This is a genomic window from Mycobacterium saskatchewanense, assembly GCF_010729105.1.
Lineage (GTDB): Bacteria > Actinomycetota > Actinomycetes > Mycobacteriales > Mycobacteriaceae > Mycobacterium > Mycobacterium saskatchewanense.
In genome coordinates, this window is sequence record NZ_AP022573.1 from 3,314,868 (window position 1) to 3,332,136 (window position 17,269).

Here is a 17,269-nt window from a genome sequence, read left to right on the forward strand (position 1 = left end):
CCCTCAGAGCGAGGCCAGCCATGCCGCGTGCACGGCCTGCACATCGTCTGGCAGCGAAAGCTCCTCGCGCGCAGCGGGATCAAAAGCGACCAGGACGACGAGCCCCGGCCGCAGGGCCGGCAGTTCCCGGTCACCGTCGCCGGGCGCCAACCTGCCGATGAACGTCTCCCCCGAAACCGCCACCACCTCAACGAAAACCTGCCGGGCACCGGCGGTTTCCCGGACGGTGCCCACGCCGATGGCGTGCCCGTTCGCCGATTGACCTCGGGCGGACAGGAACCGGGCGGCGCTTTCCAGCAGCACATTGAGCTTCTTCATGCGACCAGACTCGCGGTCTCCGTCGGCTACCGAACCCAACTTTCCGGCTCCCGGTTTCTTGCCGATGCCCCTATTCTGTGCGGATGAGCGCGGATCCGCAGCTGGCGCCGATCGTCACGGTGGGCCTGCCACGCCGGTCGGTCATCGACCGGGCATGGCGGTCCATCGGCGCCGGCGTCGAGGTGCTCAGCAGCGACGACGGCGGTCCGTTGACCCGGACCGTCAAGCGCATCATCGACCCGTTGGTGCTGCGGCTGCGATCGAACCCGCAGTACTCCGCGCCGGTCGTCACCGGTGAGACGGCCGCGGCGATGCACCAGCTGATCCTCGGGCGGGCGGCCGAATTGCGCTCTGCCGCAGCATGGTTCGATGCCCTCAAACTGGAACGCCGCAGGCAGCGAATCCGCACGGGGAACGCTCAGGAACTCTACTTTCCGGTGTGCTTCGAGTTGGCGGTGACAACGGGACCGCCCGGCCCGAACGACCACGAGACGGCGGGCAAGGTGCTCGCCGACATCCACCAGGGGCGGGACCGAACGGGCATCGAAGTCTTGAACGAACACGTGGCGAACGCTGATGTCGTCGCCAAACTGACCGATCAACTCGATCGCAGCTGGCGCGACGTGCGCGTCCCCACAACGACCTCGGCGGCGGCGACCGGCCCCTTCCTGACCGAGCTGGCCACGGTGTTGGGACCCGCCCACGGCCACAGCGCCGCGGCGGCCCGGCAGCGGGTGTGGTCGGCCATGATCGCCGACACCACGCCGTACAACCTGGGCGCCCTGGCCCACACCGAAACCGACGGGCTGCCGTGGTCGATCGTCGAGCTCGGCCTGAGTTCGGCGGCGCCGCAACGGCAACCGGCGGTCGCCGGTGGCTCCGACAGCGATCGCCCGCTGGACCGCAGCGTGGTCGACCGGGTGCGGGCGACGCTGCGACGCGCCCTGGATCGCGACGCGTTGCCAGAGATTCCGCTGTTGTGCGAGGAGGAAGTCGACCGAGCCTGCGCGCCTTGGGGATTGCTGGGCGAGGACAAACAGGCGACCCTGGTGGCCGGCGTCGAGGTCGCGGTCGAATTGGCGCCGCTCGACCAGTCCGTCTGCGGCCGTTATGCGTTGGCCACCCAGATCCAGGCGCGGCTGCGCAAGGAGGCCTACGTGCTGCATGCGCGGCGCTACCTCGCCGCGGGTGGTCCCATCCATCCCCGGCAACAGCAGGTGGTGGCGGACCTGGCGGCGTACGCGCAGCCGTACCTGAGCCGGCTGTGGGCGCGGCTGCATGGACGCGACGTCTGGCAGGAACCCTGCGACGACGTCGACCACGTGCGGTCGTTGCTCGAGGGAGTCGCGCGGTCGGTGAGCCTCGACCACCGGCAGCGGATCAAGGCGATGCTCGAATTGCAGGAGGCCGGATGAGACTGGTCGCCGATTCCGGCCTGTGGAGCACGGGTGCGACGCTCGCCGCCACGCCGCTGGTGGCGGTGCTGGAGGTCAGCGGCGCGGTGCTGTCGTGGATTCTCGACCAGCCCGGCGCCGCGGCGGTCGAGATCGCTTTCACGGATCCGACTCGGGCGGACTGGCTTTGGCGCGTCGTCGGTGAGGCGGGGCACGTCGCGCTGCTATCCGCCGTGAGCTCGGCCGACGCCACCGGGAGCGTCGACCTGACCGGCGTGGACATCGTGCCGGGATCGGTTGAACCGCTCCGCAAGCTGGCCGTCGGCCACTGGCTGCGGCGGTGGTGGCCCGCCAGCCGGCAGGATGGTATCGCCGGGCTCGACCGCGCGCTGCTCGATCTCGAGGTCGCGCTGCTCACCGCCGGCGCGCAGGGCTACTTCGCCGACGACACGTTCGACTCGGACGTGTCCGCGCTGCTGGCTCCGCACGGCACCGCCCTGATCACCCACGTGCGCGCCGGCGACCCCCGCGTCATCGACCTCGTGCAGGCGGGCGCCGAGCTGGCCGACGAAGCCGGGGTCGAGGGGCAGGCCTGGTCCGAACTGTCCGCAGCCCTTGACGGCTCGCGCGTCACGGCGGAAGCCCCGAGCGGGCACCGAGACGATTACGCGCTGGCCGCCGGCGCGGGCGGCGGCCGGCCCGGCGCACCGGCGATCGCCCGGGGCGTCGCGTCGATCGACTGGAGCGCGGTGCCGCCCGGCATCTTCGACGCGGGCGAGAACACCGTTGCCTGGAGCGTCGAGGTGGCCGACGCGGCGGTGGTGGCCGTCGTGCGTGCCGCTGTCATCGGGCCCGGCGAGCCCACCGGCGTCGCGGTGCGACTGATTTCGGGCGCCATCACCGGGGCCGGCGCGCTGGACGCCGCCGGACGCGCGGCCCTCCCGCTGATCGATACCGAGCAACGACCGGTGACGGAATCGGCGGTCTGGGACCATGATTGGTCGCGGGCCGCGGTGATCGTCGGCGCGTCCATTCCACGGGGGTCCGAGACCCCGGAGACGCGTGAACGCGTTCGCCGGTGGGCGCGGGCGCGGCTGGACCGGCCGGCTGACGACGCCTTCCTCGCCGAGATCCTGGCCGCCGAATCCGAGTATTGAGCAGCCCGCCCGCGCCCGGAAATCTCACTCTCGCTCACGAGAGCGTCATTCCCCTATGCTGAGCGGGTGCCAAACAAGTATCGAGTCGTCCAGTGGAACACCGGCAACGTCGGCAAGAGTTCGCTGCAGTCGATCGCCGGCCATCCCGCGCTGGAGCTGGTCGGGTGCTATGCCTGGTCGCCCGACAAGGCCGGCCGCGACGCGGGCGAGCTGGTGGGCATCCCGCCCCTCGGAGTGACCGCCACCAACGACATCGACGAGCTGCTCGCGGGCAAGCCGGACTGCGTGGTCTACAACCCGATGTGGATCGACGTCGACGAACTCGTCCGGATCCTGTCCGCCGGAGTCAACGTCGTGACGACGGCATCGTTCATCACCGGGCAGAACCTCGGCGAGGGCCGCGACCGCATCGTCGAGGCGTGCCGGCAGGGCGGGTCGACGATGTTCGGTTCCGGGGTCAGCCCCGGCTTCGCCGAACTGTTGGCCATCGTGTCGGCGATGGTGTGCAACCGCATCGACAAGGTCACCGTGACCGAAGCCGCCGACACCACGTTCTACGACTCGCCGGCCACCGAGAAGCCGGTGGGATTCGGTCAGCCGATCGACCATCCCGGCCTACAGACGATGACCGAGCACGGGACGGCCATCTTCGGCGAGGCCGTCCGGCTGGTGGCTGACGCGCTTGGCGTCGAACTCGACGCGGTGCGGTGTGTGGCCGAACACGCCCAGACCACGGCCGATCTCGACCTCGGCTCCTGGACGATCGGCGCGGGCTGCGTCGCGGGCGTCTACGCGAGCTGGCAGGGCACCGCGGGCGGCAGGACCGTCGTCGACCTCAACGTCCGATGGCGCAAGGGGCAGACGCTCGAGCCGGACTGGAAGATCGACCAGGACGGCTGGGTCATCCAAATCGACGGGCAGCCCACGGTCACGACGAAGGTCGGCTTCCTGCCGCCGCCCTACTTCCAGGCGCAGACGCTCGCGGAGTTCATGACGCTGGGCCACATCATGACCGCGATGCCCACGATCAACGCGATCCCGGCCGTCGTCGCCGCGGCGCCCGGCATCGCCACGTACACCGATCTCCCGCTGACGCTGCCCCGTGGGCACGTCCCGTCTGGCTAACCCGAGACCGGTGGCTCGCGCGGCTCCGCGGTCGGAGGCTGATCGGGCGGAGTGCTGTTCAAATATCGTCTCAGCCGCAGCAGCTGGTTGGCCACCATGCCGATGCCCAGCAGCATCAGCACCAGTACCACTGCCACCACGATCGCGGTGCTCACGCACTCCATGATGACAGGTCCGGGGGCGGTGGTTTCGATATGACCCGCCGGTGGGTAGCCCCAGTCAATGAGCAACGAAGACAAGCTGAAGAACAAGATCGAGGACCTCGGCGGCCGGGCGAAGGAAGCCGTCGGCAAGGCGACAGGGGACCACGACACCAAGAACGAGGGCCGCGCGGACCAGGCCAAGTCGAGCCTCAAGGACGCCGGCGAGAAGGTGAAGGACGCCTTCAAGAAGTAGGCGACTTCACTTCAGTGACAACCAAACCCACGTGGCGCCTACCGGCGTTCGCCACCGTCCTCGCGGCGGTGGCGGCGTCGGTGGCGTCCAGCGCGTACGCGCCCTCGGCGTCGGCTGACCCGTGTCCCGATGTCGAGGTCGTGTTCGCGCGCGGGTCCGGCGAGCCGCCCGGGGTCGGCGGCGTCGGCAATTCCTTCGTCGACGCGCTGCGTGCGCAGATCGGTGGCCGTTCGCTCGGCGTGTATCCGGTCAATTACCCGGCGAGCACGGACTTTTCGAACAGCGACTTCCCCCTCGGGGTGATCGACGGCATCCGTGACGCGAGTTCGCATGTCGAATCGATGGCGGCGAACTGCCCGAAGACCCGGGAGGTGTTGGGCGGCTACTCGCAGGGCGCGGCGGTCGCCGGGTTCGTCACCTCCGCGTCGGTGCCGTCGGGCGTGCCCGCTGGGGCGGTGCCGCCGCCGATGCCGCCGGAGATCGCCAATCACGTCGCCGCGGTCACGCTCTTCGGGACGCCCTCGGACCAGTTCCTCAAGAAGTACGGCGCGCCTACGATCGCGATCGGGCCGCTGTACCAGCCGAAGACCCTGGAGTTGTGCGCGCCGGGCGACGGGGTTTGCGGCAACGGCGGCACCGACGCCTTCGCACACGTTTCCTACCCGCTGAACGGCATGACGGCGCAGGCCGCGACCTTTGCCGCCAGTCACCTGTGAGGCCCGCGGCGGGGCAATGCAGAATCGCAGCATGCGCGTTCTGATCACGGGGGGTACCGGGTTCGTCGGCGGCTGGAGCGCCAAGGCGATCGCCGACGCGGGGCATGAGGTCCGGTTCCTGGTCCGCACTCCCGAGAAGCTGAAGACCTCGGTCGCCCAGCTGGGCGTTGACGTGTCGGACTTCGCCGTCGGTGACATCACCGACCGCGTCTCGGTGCGCGAAGCGTTACAGGGCTGCGACGCCGTCGTGCACAGCGCGGCGCTCGTCGCCACCGATCCCCGCCAGACGAACGAGATGCTGGCGACCAACATGCAGGGCGCCCAGAACGTCCTGGGCCAGTCGGTCGAGCTCGGGCTGGACCCGATCATCCACGTGTCCAGCTTCAGTGCGTTGTTCCATCCGGGCCTTCAGACGCTCTCGGCGGACCTGCCGGTGGTGGGCGGGGCCGACGGATACGGAACGTCGAAGGCTCAGGTCGAGATCTATGCCCGCGGTCTGCAGGACGCGGGCGCGCCGGTGAACATCACCTATCCCGGCATGGTGATCGGCCCGCCGGTGGGCGACCAGTTCGGCGAGGCCGGGGAAGGCGTCAAGGCGGCGGTGCAGATGCACGCGATCCCCGGGCGCAGCGCAGCGTGGTTGATCATCGACGTGCGCGACCTGGCCGCCCTGCACGCGGCGCTCCTGGAGCCCGGCCGCGGGCCGCGGCGCTACATGGCGGGCGGGCACCGGGTCCCGGCGGCCGAACTCGCCGACCTGCTCGGCCAAGTGTCCGGGACGCCGGTGGTCTCGGTCCCGATTCCCGATAGCGCGCTGCGCGCCGCGGGGGCGATCCTGGATCGCGCCGGGCGCTTTCTGCCCTTCGACACGCCCATCACGTGGGCGGGGATGCAGTACTACACCCAGATGCCGGCCTCCGACGATTCCCCGAGCCAACGAGACCTCGGCATCACCTATCGGACGCCGCTCGAGACGCTGTCCGACACTTTCGAGGCCTTTCGCGCGATCGGCTGACCCGGGGCCTACGCGGCGGCTTCGATCTCGAGCCCGATGTGCACCTTGTGGATGCCGCCGCGGACGATCGAGTGTGCGTAGAACCACCAGGCGTGATACCAATATCGCTTCAGCACCGCGTTGTAGACCCGCTGCGTCTCCGACTTCGGCAGCACGCGGGCGACCGCCTCGACCGGCTCGCTCTTGGGCTTACCCAATGCCGCGCTCCTGGCGATCGTCACCCGGGGAGTGTTGTTGATGCGCTTCACTTTCCACGAGCCGTCATCGGTGATCACCAACAGCTTGTCACCGTCGGGCACGCCCCAGATCGGTGTCGGCTTGGGCCGGCCGTCCTTGGTGAAGGTCGTCAGCAGCAGGTACTTCGACCGGATGACGTCGTTGAACGTGGTGGCCACAATGGTCCTTGATCCTGGGAGGAATTTGGACGGGCAATTCCCCGGTCAGCAGATTTCTAATCATCGGTGGTTGATTGTCGGCGACCACCCAATTTAGGGTCCGTTGATGGCCCGCGACTCCACCGCTCGCGACCTGCTGATCGACGCGACGATTCTGATCATGGTCGAGGAGGGCTATGCCGCTGCCACGTCGCGCCGGGTGGCGGCCCAGGCCGGCGTCAAACCGGCCCTGGTGCACTACTACTTCCCCACGATGGACGAGTTGTACCGGGACGTCTTCCGCCGGGGCGCCGCCGCCTACCTTGAACGCCAGCAGCGGGCGCTGGAATCCGAACATCCGCTGCACGCCCTGTGGCACACCCTCATCGAGCCCAAGGACGCGCGGTTGCTGCAGGAGTTCATGGGGCTGGCCAATCACCGCAAGGACATCAGGGCCGAGATTGCGAACTGGACGGAGCGGTGGCGCGAGATGCAGATCAGTGCGCTGAACTCGATCGTCCACCAAAATGATTTAGACGCAGAGCAATTCCCGCCCGCCGGCATGGCGGTGGTCGTCGCCGCGATCGGCCGCACCCTGATCATGGAACAGGCACTCGGCGCCGCACGCGGGCACGACGAGGCCTTCGCGCTGGTCAGCCGCTTCATCGACCGGCTCGAGCCGCCGACCTGATCTACGGCAGCACCACCCGAAGCCGCTCCCAGCCGCGAACGGTGGACGTTGAGGCCAATTGCGCGGTGCCATAGTCGATGCCCCATTCGGGCCAGCGGTTGAGGAGCTCGTCGAGAGCGACCCGCCCCTCCAGGCGCGCCAGGTTCGCCCCGAGGCAGTAGTGCACGCCCTTCCCGAACGTGATGTGCGAGATGTTGTCGCGATGGATGTTGAAGGTGTCCGGGTCGGCGTAACGTCGGTGATCTCGGTTGGCCGCGCCGAACAGTAGCAGCACTGCGCTGCCGGCCGGAACGGTGGTGCCGCGGCACTCGAAATCCCTTGCCATCCAACGGGCGACGTGCGGGCCGGTCGGCTCGAACCGTAGCGTCTCATCGACGGCACGGCTCAGCAACGAACGGTCCTCATGGATCTGTCGGCGCTGATCGGGATGCTCGGCGAGCACCTTGGCCAGCCAGCCGATCAGCCGGCCGTCGTCTCGTTGCCCGCACCGGCGACCACCTGCGTGTAGTGCAGCACCTCCTCGCGGGTCAGCTTGCGGCGCACCCCTTGATCGTCGTCGATCTCGACGTTCAGCAGCGTCGTCATCAGGTCGTCGGAGGGATTTCTGGACCGCCATTCGACATAGTCGGCGTACATCCGCCCGTCGGCGACGGAGTCGGCGTCGGCGACCTTCAACGGCGCACCGGGCTTGGTGCGCAGGTTCGCGTCGTTGGCGTCTCGCACCGAAACCTGTTCGGATTCCGGGATTCCCAGCAGCATCCCGATGACCCGCATCGGCATCATCGACGCCAGTTCGGCGATGATGTCGAACCGCCGGAGCCCACCAGCGGGTCCAGGCACCGAACGCAGTACCGCCGGATCTGGTCCTCGAGCGCGGCCATCCGGCGGGGCGTGAAGACCCGCGACATCAGCCCGCGCAACCGCGTGTGCTCGGGTGGGTCCTGGAACATCATGACGCCACTGGGCATTTCGAACTTCGACTGGATCAATTCGAGGATGTCGCTGCGCCGGCTGGAAAAGACCTGCCAATTCGCCAACGCGCGCTCGACGTCGGAATGCCGCGAGATGGCCCAGAAGTCGTACCGCCCGTTGTAGTAGATCGGCGCCTCTTCACGCAGCCGCGCGTACGTGGGGTAGGGGTCGACGACGATGCCGACGTCGTAGGGGTCGTAGTAGACGTCGGTGTCGGGTGTGACGGTCATCGATCGATCCTTGCCTGGGCCGCTCGAAGGCAATTTGGGCGATCGCCCAACTCAGAAGCGCAGCCTTGTCTAACGGGGCGGGCGGGGGCGCGTCAAGAGCGTCCGGAGCCCACCGCGGCGTCGACGAGCGTGGCCGCTGCCGCCCGGGCGTGCGCCACGGGTGCTGCGTCGTTCAGCGACGTCGCCAGCGCGGCCGCGCCCTCGAAGAGCACGGCGAGCTGCCGACCCAACTGGTCGGGGTCGGCGGCGCCCGCCTCAGCCGCCACCGCGACGAGGCGGCGGGTGAACTCCCGCTTGTGGGCCTTCACGAGCTCGTCGGTGGTCGTCAACGATCCGGCCGACTCCACGGCCGCGTTGTGGAAGGGGCACCCACGCACGAGGCCGGCTCGCGGCATCTCGAAGATCGCCAGCAGCCGCTCGCGCGCCGACAGCCGGGTGTCGGCGAGCCGTTTCTCGACGGACGATCCTCCGCTGGCATCGATGTTGCGCAGGTAGGCGTCGACGAGGTCGTTTTTGCTGGCGAAGTGCTGATAGAGCGTGCGCTTGGAGACGTTGGCCTCCTGAGCGATGAGTTCGACGCCGGTCGCGTGGATTCCCCGACGGTAGAACAGCCCCGCCGCGGCGCGCTCGATGCGCTCGCGCGCCCCGTGCCCTTTGACGCTCGTCGTCGGCATGTCCGTCACAGTACACCGAACGGTTTACAAAAGCGGCCGATTCCGCTAGGTTAGCCCTGTCAAGTAAACCGATCAGTTTTCGAGGATGCGCGCATGACGACCGTTGAACAAGCCGCCGGGCAGTCACGCGTGGTGACGTGGAGCGACCCGCTGGCCACCCAGGCCGCGGTCGCGTCGACATCCGGGCTGGCTTACTGGAAGGCCGTCGCGGACGGACAGCTGCCAGCGCCCCCCATCAGCGAGCTGTTGCGGATGCGGGTGATGAACGTCGAGCACGGCCGCATCACCTTCGGGTGCGAGCCGGACGCTTCCATGTACAACCCGATGGGCATGGTCCATGGCGGCGCCGTGTGCACGCTGCTGGATACGGCCACCGCCTGCGCGCTGCACACGACGCTGCCAGAAGGCGTCGCCTACACGTCCGTCGAGATCAAGGTCAACTACCTCAAGGCGGTCACCGTGGACAGCGGACCGCTGACGGCGGTCGGCAGCGTGGTCAAGGCCGGCTCGCGCATCGGGTTCGCCGAGGGCACGGTCGCCGACGCGGCCGGAAGGCTCGTCGCCACCGCGACCAGCACGCTATTGATCTTCCAATCGCGAAGTTGATCTTCCAATCGCGAAGCTGAGAGGAGCACCCCCATGTCGGCTGTCCTGATCACGGGCGCCAACCGCGGCATCGGCCGCGCCATCGCCACAGAGTTCACCCGCCGCGGGCACCGCGTCATCGCCACCGCGCGCGATCCGCGCGCCCTGGACGACTTGGACGTCAGCGAGCGCTTGACCCTGGACGTCACCGACGACGCCAGCGTCACCGCCGCCGTCGCGGCCGCCGGCGAGCTCGACATCGTCGTCAACAACGCGGGAGGGATCTTCTACGCCGCCGTCGAGGCCACACCGCTCGCGGAGTTACAGCGGCTGTTGAACCTCAACACCGTCGGCGCGATCCGCGTGGCGCAGGCGGTACTGCCGCAGCTACGCGCCCGCGGCGACGGCAAGCTCCTGTTCATGTCGAGCGTCATGGGGCGCGTCGTGCGCCCGCCCGGGGCGGCCTACGCGTCCACCAAGTGGGCGCTGGAGGCGCTTGTCGAAGCGCTCGCGATGGAGGTGGCGCCGTTCGGCGTCCAGGCCGCCCTGCTCGAGCCGGGCGCGGTGAGCTCGGGCGCCCTGGACAACGTGACCACGCACACCCTGCCGGAGGACCCGTACGCCGCCATCCTGAAGGGGGGCGGCCCCCGCGCCGGGATCATCACCCCTGAGCAGGTCGCCACCGAGGTCGTCGATGCCGCCGAAAAGCCACAGCTGCCGCTGCGGATTCCGATCGGGGATGCCGCGCGGGCCCTGCTCGCGGCCCGGCACGCGGCTCCTGACGACGTCCCGTTCGCTGGTACTTCGGCTGGCCGCGGCGGAAGATAGCGACCGTGGCGTTCAGCAAGGACTCGACCGGGCTGCTGGTGATCGATCCCTACAACGACTTCATCTCGCCGGGTGGGAAAGTGTGGGATCGCCTGAAAGGCGTCATCGAGGCCAACGACTGCGTGGCCCATATGAAGCGGGTTCTCGATGCCGCCCGACGCGCCGAGATCCGCGCGTTTTATGCGCTGCACCGCCGGTATCGCCCGGGGGATTACGAATCGTGGCGATACGTCGCGCCGATCCAGAAGGCGGCCTGGTCGCGGCGAACGTTCGAATACGGCACGTGGGGCGGGGAACTGCATGGCGACTTCGAGCCGCGGCCCGGCGACATCGTCGCAGGCGAGCACTGGTGTTCCAGCGGCTTCGCCAACACCGATCTGGATCTCCAGCTCAAGCGCCACGGCATTCACCGGCTCATCGCCATCGGCCTCATCGCGCATACCTGTCTGGAGGCGACCGTGCGATTCGCCGCCGAACTCGGGTACGACGTGACCGTGGTGCGGGACGCGACCGCCGACTATTCCGATACCGAAATGCATGCCGCGCTCAAGGTCAATATCCCGAACTATGCGAGCGCAATTCTGACCGCCGACGAGGTGGTCGCCGCGATACCGACCGGCTGATTCGGCCCGGCCGGTGCGGGATCCGTGAAGATTCATCGCGCGGGTGTGAAGGCTTCGTTAAGAACGTGGCCGGATCGGCGGCCGGCCAGCACCTTGGAAGCATGACGCTCTTCGAGCTGCTCCCCTCGTTGCGGCACGGGTTGAACCCGCACCTCGACCGCGCGATCTGGCCGCTGAGCGCCTACGTCGACGCGTCGGGCCGGCTCTGCGTCGGAGGTGTGCCCACCACCGAGATCGCGGACACGTTCGGCACCCCTGCCCACGTGGTCGACGAGGAAGACTTCCGCGCCCGCATCCGGTGCTACCGCGCCGCGCTGCCCGACGCCGAGGTGATCTACGCGGGCAAGGCCCTGTTGAGCGTCGCCGTGGCCGGTTGGGCGGCCGCCGAGGGCGCCGGAGTCAATGTCTGCTCGGCCGGCGAGCTCGCCACCGCGCTGGCCGCCGACGTGCCGCCGGCGCGCATCGTCCTGCACGGCAACGCGAAGACCGCGGCCCAGCTCGACGATGCGGTTACCGCAGGGGTGGGGCGCGTGGTGATCGACGCCCCGAACGAGATCGCGCTGCTGGCCGGCCGGGTGCGCCGCCGACAGCGGGTGCTCCTTCGGGTGATCCCCGACGTCGGAGGCGGGCCGCACGACCAGAGGTTCGGCTTCACGCTCGCGGACGGCCAGGCGTCCGGCGCGATCAAGCGCATCCTGGGCCAGCAGTGGCTGGACCTGGGCGGCCTGCACTGCCAACTCGGTTCGCAGCTCACCGACGCCGCGCCCTACGGGGAAGCCGTCCGGCAGATGATCGCACTCATGGCCGAGGTCCGCGAGCGCCATCAGGTGGTGCTCACCGAGTTGAACCTCGGCGGCGGGCAGGCCGTGCCGTGCTCGTCCGGCGAGCCGGAGCTCAACCCCCGGGCGCTCGCCGCGGCGATCGAAACCGCACTCGAGACCGTCTGCGCCGAGCATCGGTATCCCCGCCCGCGCATCGCGATCGAGCCCGGGCGGGCGATCGCGGCGCGCGCCGGGATCACGCTGCACCGGGTCATCGCCGTCAAGCGCCAGCAGGGCGGGCGGACGCTCGTCGCGGTGGACGGCGACGTCGGCCGGCATGCGCCCGGCGCGGCCCGGGGCGCCAAACAGACTGTGGCACTGGCAAACCGGCATCTGCCGACCGCCACGGCGCCCGTCACGGTACTGGGGCGGCACGGACAAGCCGGTGACGAGATCGCCCGCGACGTGGAACTGCCGGCCGACATCCACCCGGGCGACCTGCTGGCGGTCGCGTGCACTGGTGCATACCACTACTCGACCGGGTCGGGCCGCAATCTGGCCGGCCACCCTCCGCTGATCGGCGTGGTCGGCGGCCGCTCCCAGGAGTTGGTGCGCCGCGAGACCGTCGCGGACCTGCTGGCGCGCGATAGCGGTTGGTCTCCGGGCACCCGGGAAGCACGCCATGCTGGCTGACCACCCCGTGCGGGAAAGCTTCGGCCGGTGGACCGAAGTGGCGGCGCGGACCTTGGCCGGCGCGGCGTCGCTGCGGGTCACCACGGCGTACGCCGTCGTCCTGCTCGCCGTCTCGGCCACCCTCACGGCCATGGGCCCGCACGCGCGGGCCGTCGCCGTGGGCCAGATGAGCACCAACCTGCACAACCTGGCGCACGGCCACCTGGCCACCCTGGTCGGCAGCGCGTTCGTCAACGACGGCGACGACGTCTACGTCTGGCTGCCGGGGCTGGTGTGCCTGTTGGCGCTCGGTGAAATCATTTGGCGGAGCACGGGTTTGGTGATCACGTTCGCGGTCGGCCACATCGGTGCGACGCTGGTGGTCGCCGTCGGTCTGGTCGGGGCGGTGGAGACGGGATGGGTCCCGGTCTCCGTAGCTCGTGCCACCGACGTGGGCATCAGCTATGGGGCGGTGTGCGTTCTCGGCGCCCTGACGTCCTCCATACCGGTGCGCTGGCGGCCGGTGTGGATCGGCTGGTGGCTGGGCGTCGCGGTGGCCGCGACGTGGGTCGGAGACTTCACCGCCGTCGGTCACGTGCTGGCGCTGTTGCTGGGCTTCGCGCTGTCGTTCCGGTTGCGGTCGACCGAGCGGTGGACGCCCGTGCGGCTGATGCTGCTGCTCGTCGGCGCCGCGTTCGGCTACGTGATGCTGTCCGGGTCGTGGGCGCTGGCTCCGGTCGCGGGCCTGGTCATGGCGCTCGCCGCGCAGTCGATCGACCAGATGGTCCGGTGGCGCAACGGCCGGTGGGCCTAGTCCGCCTACTGGCTCTTGCGATCGCGATCCTTGCTCGGCTGCACCCGCTTCGGCTCGCCCGGCATCTTCGGGTAGTTCGGGGGGTACGGCATGTCGCCGAGCCCGCGCTCCTCGTCGGCGGCGGCCATCTCCAGCAACGGGTCAATCGACTGGGCGACGTCGCGCATCGGGGCCCAGGGGTCCTCGCGGCGTCGCACCAGCTCGGGCACCGTCGCCATGGTGTAGTCGTCGGGCTCGGCGCCGGCGAGCTCGTCCCACGTGAGCGGGGTCGACACCGTCGCGATCGGCGTGGGCCGCACCGAGTAGGCCGACGCCATGGTGCGATCCCGGGCGTTCTGGTTGAAGTCGATGAAGATGCGCTTGCCGCGTTCCTCCTTCCACCAGGACGTCGTCACGGCGTCGGGGGCGCGGCGCTCCACCTCCCGGGCCAGCGCGATCCCCGCCCGGCGCACCTCCACGAAGTCCCAGTAGGGAGCGATCCGGAGGAACACGTGAATCCCCCGGCCGCCCGAGGTCTTCGGGTATCCCACCAGGCCGAGCTCGTCGAGCAGCGGGTACAGCACGTCGAGCGCGACGGCCCGTGCCTCCTTGAACGCAACGCCGGGCTGCGGATCCAGGTCGACGCGCAGCTCGTCTGGGTGGTCGGTGTCCGGGCAGGTCACCTGCCACGGATGCAGCGTGACGGTGCCCATCTGCGCCGCCCACACGATCGCGGCCGGATGGGTGACCCGCAGCGTGTCCGCGGTTCGCCCGGACGGGAACGTCACCCGGCATGTCTCGAGGTAGTCGGGATGGTGCTGCGGTATCCGCTTCTGGTAAATCTCCTCGCCGTCGATGCCGTCCGGGAAGCGCTGCAGGTGTGTGGGCCGGTCCCGCAGCGAGATCAGCATCGGGCCGCCGGCCACCGCGAGGTAGTACTCGACGAGCCGGCGCTTCGTGCCGCCGGAGCCCAGCTTGGGGAAATACACCTTGTCGGGACTGGTCAGCCGCACCGCGATGCCGTCGACGTCGAACTCTTCCGCAGCTGCCATAGTCCGATTCCAGCACGCCGCCCGCCACAATGAACCCATGGACCTCCCCGTGATGCCGCCGGTCTCCCCCATGCTGGCGAAATCGGTCGCGTCGATCCCGCCGGACGCGTCGTACGAGCCCAAGTGGGACGGTTTCCGGTCCATTTGCTTCCGCGACGGCGACGAGGTGGAGCTGGGCAGCCGCAACGAGCGCCCGATGACACGCTATTTCCCCGAGCTGGTGGAGGCCGTCCGGGCCGAGTTGCCGGCACGCTGCGTGATCGACGGGGAGATCGTCGTTGCGACCGACCACGGCCTGGATTTCGAAGCGCTGCAACAGCGCATCCATCCGGCCGACTCGCGGGTGCGCATGCTGTCGAAGGCGACGCCGGCGTCCTTCATCGCCTTCGATCTGCTTGCCGTCGGCGACGACGACTACACCCGACGCCCGTTCACCGAACGGCGTGCCGCCCTGGTCGACGCGCTCGCGGGCGCCGGGCCCTCGATCCACATCACGCCGGCGACCACCGATCTGGAAACCGCACACCGGTGGTTCGAGGAGTTCGAGGGGGCCGGCCTCGACGGCGTCATCGCCAAGCCGCTGACGGTCACCTATCAGCCGGACAAGCGCGTGATGTTCAAGGTCAAGCACGAGCGGACCGCCGACTGCGTGGTCGCCGGGTATCGCGTGCACAAGTCCGGCGGCGACGCCATCGGATCGCTGCTGCTGGGCCTCTACCAGGGGGACGGGCAGCTGGCCTCGGTCGGTGTGATCGGCGCCTTCCCAATGGCCGAGCGGCGGCGGCTGTTCACCGAGCTGCAGCCCCTCGTCACGAGCTTCGAGGGCCATCCGTGGAACTGGGCCGCCCACGAAGCCGGCGAGCGGACGCCGCGCAAGAACGAATTCTCACGCTGGAACGCCGGAAAGGACCTCTCGTTCGTGCCGCTGCGGCCCGAGCGCGTCGTCGAGGTCCGCTATGACCACATGGAGGGTGCGCGGTTCCGCCACACCGCCCAGTTCAACCGATGGCGCCCCGACCGCGACCCGCGCTCGTGCACTTATGACCAACTCGAGCAACCGCTGACCTTCAGCCTCGGGGACATCGTGCCGGGTCTGGGCTCCGCCCAGGTGGGTTGACGGCGTCTTTCCCGTCGCTGCGCTGCTGCCCGGATAAGTGCTGGGTCGGGGGTTTAGCCCCGGCCCAGCCCGGGCACGCGAACGGCATGTCTGTCACAGCGTTTCAGGATCTGCCTTTGGCGGACCGCGACCGGAAATGGGACGGCGACTCCGCCGAGAAGCGTGTTCGCAAGTGGGCCAACGCCGAGGAGGCGCCGAATCAGAAGTACCGCGACGCCCACGTCTGGTACGACGGCGAGAAGAAGGACAATTTCACCGCATACAAGCTGCTCATCGCCGACGTCATCGGCGGCGAACTGAAGGCGGTGCCGCGCGGGGTCATGGCGGCCGGCGCGATCATGGATGGCGCGCGCGGCGGCGTCGACCTGCCGGAAAAGGATGTCGACCGGGTGAAGAGCCACTTGGCCAAGTACTACAGGAAGATGGACGAAACCCCGCCCTGGGAGCGCGATTAGCCTCGTCGCGAGCGTCCGCGTTTGTACACCCAACACGGCGTGTCGCCGTACAGACACGGTCGCTCGCGCCAAGAAAAATGAGCTAGACCTCGACCGCCAGCGTTGACAGGCCGCGCAGCGTGACGTTGGCCTTGTACTCCGGTTCGCCGGCCAGGCGCGCCGACGGGAAGCGGGCCGTCAACGCCGACAGCGCGACGCCGGCTTCCAGGCGGGCCAGCGGGGCGCCCAGGCAGTAGTGCGCCCCGCGGCCAAACCCGAGATGCCGCAACACTTCCCGATCGGGGTCGAAGGTATCCGGCGAAGCGAACTCCGCCGGATCGCGGTGCGCCGCGGCCAACAGCAGCATCATCACGTCACCCGCTGGCACGTCCACGCTCCCGATCGTCATGTCGGCTCCGGCAACGCGCCCGACCAGCTGCACGGGTGGGTCGTAACGCAACGTTTCCTCGACGATGGCGGGCGCCCGAGCGGCGTCGGCGCTAAACGCCCTCCACTGCGCCGGGTCGCGCAGCATGGCCAGGATCGCATTGCCGATGAGGTTCACCGTGGTCTCGTGCCCCGCGATCAGCAGCAGGTTACAGGTGGAGACGATCTCCTCCTCGGTCAGCTGGTCGCCGGATTCCTCGACCGCGATCAGCAACGACAACAGGTCGTCCCCGGGCTGCGCGCGACGGCGGTCGATCAGGTTGTGGAAGTAACCACGCAGCCACGCGCCGGCCTGCATGCGCTGGTTCACCACTTCCCGCGGCACGCCGGTGATGGTAGAGAACGGGTCGAGAGCCTGCGCCAGCACCGCCGACGCCTGGCCGAACTGCGGCTCGTCCTCCAGCGGGACGCCGAGCAGCCGGCAGATCACCGCCACGGGCAGCGGATAGGCGAAGTCGCTGACGACATCGAAGCGACCCTGCTCGGCGATGCCAGCCAGCAATCCGTCGACCAGGCCCTCGATGTCGGGTTGTAACGCGCTGACGACCTTCGGCACAAAGGCCTTGCTGACCAGCCTGCGTAACCGGGTGTGGTCGGGCGGATCGAGGAACAGGAACCCCGGCGGAATTTGGCGGGGCCCCACCAGGCCGTCCTCGATCTGGCGCTTCGTGACCGTCGAATTCGTGTTGTCGCTGCTCGACGACGGGTGGCGCAGCACGTCGTCGCAGTCGCGGTAGCCCGAGAAGACGACCAGATGGGACTCGGGCAGTTGCACCGGCCCGCGGTCACGGAACTGCGCGTAGACCTCGTACGGGTCGGCGCGGTTGGCCGGGTCCAGCAGCTGCAGCAGCATCCCATTCGATTCGGCTTGCGCCGACGCGGTCGTCATGCAGCC

At 69.1% G+C, this 17,269-nt stretch carries 20 protein-coding genes and 1 pseudogene; 14 read left to right on the top strand and 7 right to left on the bottom strand.

The features are described from left to right. Nucleotides 1-3: 3 nt before the first annotated feature. Complete coding sequence (locus G6N56_RS15585) at nucleotides 4-357, bottom strand: hypothetical protein (RefSeq protein ID WP_085258280.1); 354 nt, start codon at nucleotides 355-357, stop codon at nucleotides 4-6. A gap of 44 nt (nucleotides 358-401) precedes the next feature. On the opposite strand from G6N56_RS15585, the gene G6N56_RS15590 reads away from it, so the two are divergent. The 3 genes from G6N56_RS15590 (at nucleotide 402) to G6N56_RS15600 (ending at nucleotide 3,994) form a co-directional block, all read left to right on the top strand. Continuing rightward, a complete protein-coding gene (locus G6N56_RS15590) occupies nucleotides 402-1,733 on the top strand; it encodes a hypothetical protein (RefSeq protein WP_085258281.1) in 1,332 nt (443 codons plus the stop codon). Then, entirely contained in the window at nucleotides 1,730-2,869 is a 1,140-nt protein-coding gene (locus G6N56_RS15595; protein WP_085258282.1) for a hypothetical protein, read from the top strand. Before G6N56_RS15590 ends, G6N56_RS15595 begins: the two co-directional genes overlap by 4 nt. Before the next feature lie 66 nt (nucleotides 2,870-2,935). Further along, nucleotides 2,936-3,994: an NAD(P)H-dependent amine dehydrogenase family protein gene (locus tag G6N56_RS15600; protein ID WP_085258283.1), complete on the top strand. Its 1,059-nt coding sequence runs from the start codon at nucleotides 2,936-2,938 to the stop codon at nucleotides 3,992-3,994. Here G6N56_RS15600 and G6N56_RS15605 read toward each other — a convergent pair. Then, nucleotides 3,991-4,149 carry a hypothetical protein gene (locus tag G6N56_RS15605; protein WP_163645068.1) on the bottom strand — a complete coding sequence of 53 codons (159 nt, stop codon included), beginning with the start codon at nucleotides 4,147-4,149 and terminating at the stop codon, nucleotides 3,991-3,993. The two genes, G6N56_RS15600 and G6N56_RS15605, sit on opposite strands and share 4 nt — an antisense overlap. Before the next feature lie 67 nt (nucleotides 4,150-4,216). Between G6N56_RS15605 and G6N56_RS15610 the strand changes: the two genes are divergently transcribed. From G6N56_RS15610 to G6N56_RS15620, 3 genes are read left to right on the top strand one after another with little or no spacing between them, the layout of a single operon-like run. Further along, on the top strand, nucleotides 4,217-4,390 hold the full coding sequence (locus G6N56_RS15610; RefSeq protein WP_066868284.1) for a CsbD family protein: 174 nt from the start codon (nucleotides 4,217-4,219) through the stop codon (nucleotides 4,388-4,390). 14 nt (nucleotides 4,391-4,404) lie between these two features. Then, complete coding sequence (locus G6N56_RS15615; RefSeq protein WP_085258284.1) at nucleotides 4,405-5,106, top strand: cutinase family protein; 702 nt, start codon at nucleotides 4,405-4,407, stop codon at nucleotides 5,104-5,106. Between the two features lie 31 nt (nucleotides 5,107-5,137). Next, nucleotides 5,138-6,121 (top strand): SDR family NAD(P)-dependent oxidoreductase, encoded by a 984-nt coding sequence (locus G6N56_RS15620; protein ID WP_085258407.1) that lies wholly within the window; start codon nucleotides 5,138-5,140, stop codon nucleotides 6,119-6,121. Between the two features lie 8 nt (nucleotides 6,122-6,129). On the opposite strand, the gene G6N56_RS15625 is transcribed toward G6N56_RS15620, so the two are convergent. Beyond that, on the bottom strand, nucleotides 6,130-6,516 hold the full coding sequence (locus G6N56_RS15625; RefSeq protein WP_085258285.1) for a PPOX class F420-dependent oxidoreductase: 387 nt from the start codon (nucleotides 6,514-6,516) through the stop codon (nucleotides 6,130-6,132). Between the two features lie 106 nt (nucleotides 6,517-6,622). Here G6N56_RS15625 and G6N56_RS15630 point away from each other — a divergent pair, with 106 nt between their 5' ends. Continuing rightward, nucleotides 6,623-7,186 carry a TetR/AcrR family transcriptional regulator gene (locus G6N56_RS15630; RefSeq protein ID WP_085258286.1) on the top strand — a complete coding sequence of 188 codons (564 nt, stop codon included), beginning with the start codon at nucleotides 6,623-6,625 and terminating at the stop codon, nucleotides 7,184-7,186. Between the two features lies 1 nt (nucleotide 7,187). Here G6N56_RS15630 and G6N56_RS15635 read toward each other — a convergent pair. Beyond that, nucleotides 7,188-8,388 (bottom strand): annotated as a pseudogene (locus G6N56_RS15635) (cytochrome P450). 92 nt (nucleotides 8,389-8,480) lie between these two features. Beyond that, nucleotides 8,481-9,062, bottom strand: a complete 582-nt coding sequence (locus tag G6N56_RS15640) for a TetR/AcrR family transcriptional regulator (RefSeq protein WP_085258408.1) — start codon at nucleotides 9,060-9,062, stop codon at nucleotides 8,481-8,483. Between the two features lie 93 nt (nucleotides 9,063-9,155). Between G6N56_RS15640 and G6N56_RS15645 the strand changes: the two genes are divergently transcribed. From G6N56_RS15645 to G6N56_RS15665, 5 genes are all read left to right on the top strand, one after another. Then, nucleotides 9,156-9,668 (top strand): PaaI family thioesterase, encoded by a 513-nt coding sequence (locus tag G6N56_RS15645; RefSeq protein ID WP_085258287.1) that lies wholly within the window; start codon nucleotides 9,156-9,158, stop codon nucleotides 9,666-9,668. A 33-nt stretch (nucleotides 9,669-9,701) separates the two neighbouring features. Then, nucleotides 9,702-10,475 carry an SDR family NAD(P)-dependent oxidoreductase gene (locus tag G6N56_RS15650; protein ID WP_085258288.1) on the top strand — a complete coding sequence of 258 codons (774 nt, stop codon included), beginning with the start codon at nucleotides 9,702-9,704 and terminating at the stop codon, nucleotides 10,473-10,475. A 5-nt stretch (nucleotides 10,476-10,480) separates the two neighbouring features. Next, entirely contained in the window at nucleotides 10,481-11,098 is a 618-nt protein-coding gene (locus G6N56_RS15655; RefSeq protein ID WP_085258289.1) for a cysteine hydrolase family protein, read from the top strand. A gap of 101 nt (nucleotides 11,099-11,199) precedes the next feature. Beyond that, entirely contained in the window at nucleotides 11,200-12,552 is a 1,353-nt protein-coding gene (locus G6N56_RS15660; RefSeq protein WP_085258290.1) for a diaminopimelate decarboxylase family protein, read from the top strand. Further along, nucleotides 12,542-13,345 carry a rhomboid-like protein gene (locus G6N56_RS15665; RefSeq protein ID WP_085258291.1) on the top strand — a complete coding sequence of 268 codons (804 nt, stop codon included), beginning with the start codon at nucleotides 12,542-12,544 and terminating at the stop codon, nucleotides 13,343-13,345. Before G6N56_RS15660 ends, G6N56_RS15665 begins: the two co-directional genes overlap by 11 nt. A gap of 5 nt (nucleotides 13,346-13,350) precedes the next feature. On the opposite strand, the gene ligD is transcribed toward G6N56_RS15665, so the two are convergent. Further along, nucleotides 13,351-14,376, bottom strand: coding sequence for a non-homologous end-joining DNA ligase (gene ligD / locus G6N56_RS15670; RefSeq protein ID WP_085258292.1), 1,026 nt, complete (start codon nucleotides 14,374-14,376; stop codon nucleotides 13,351-13,353). Between the two features lie 37 nt (nucleotides 14,377-14,413). Here ligD and G6N56_RS15675 point away from each other — a divergent pair, with 37 nt between their 5' ends. Further along, complete coding sequence (locus tag G6N56_RS15675) at nucleotides 14,414-15,493, top strand: ATP-dependent DNA ligase (RefSeq protein ID WP_085258293.1); 1,080 nt, start codon at nucleotides 14,414-14,416, stop codon at nucleotides 15,491-15,493. An 86-nt stretch (nucleotides 15,494-15,579) separates the two neighbouring features. Further along, nucleotides 15,580-15,948, top strand: coding sequence for a hypothetical protein (locus G6N56_RS15680; protein ID WP_085258294.1), 369 nt, complete (start codon nucleotides 15,580-15,582; stop codon nucleotides 15,946-15,948). Nucleotides 15,949-16,030: 82 nt separating this feature from the next. Here the strand turns inward: G6N56_RS15680 and G6N56_RS15685 are convergent, their stop codons facing one another. Then, nucleotides 16,031-17,263 carry a cytochrome P450 gene (locus G6N56_RS15685; protein ID WP_085258295.1) on the bottom strand — a complete coding sequence of 411 codons (1,233 nt, stop codon included), beginning with the start codon at nucleotides 17,261-17,263 and terminating at the stop codon, nucleotides 16,031-16,033. Between the last annotated feature and the right edge of the window lie 6 nt (nucleotides 17,264-17,269).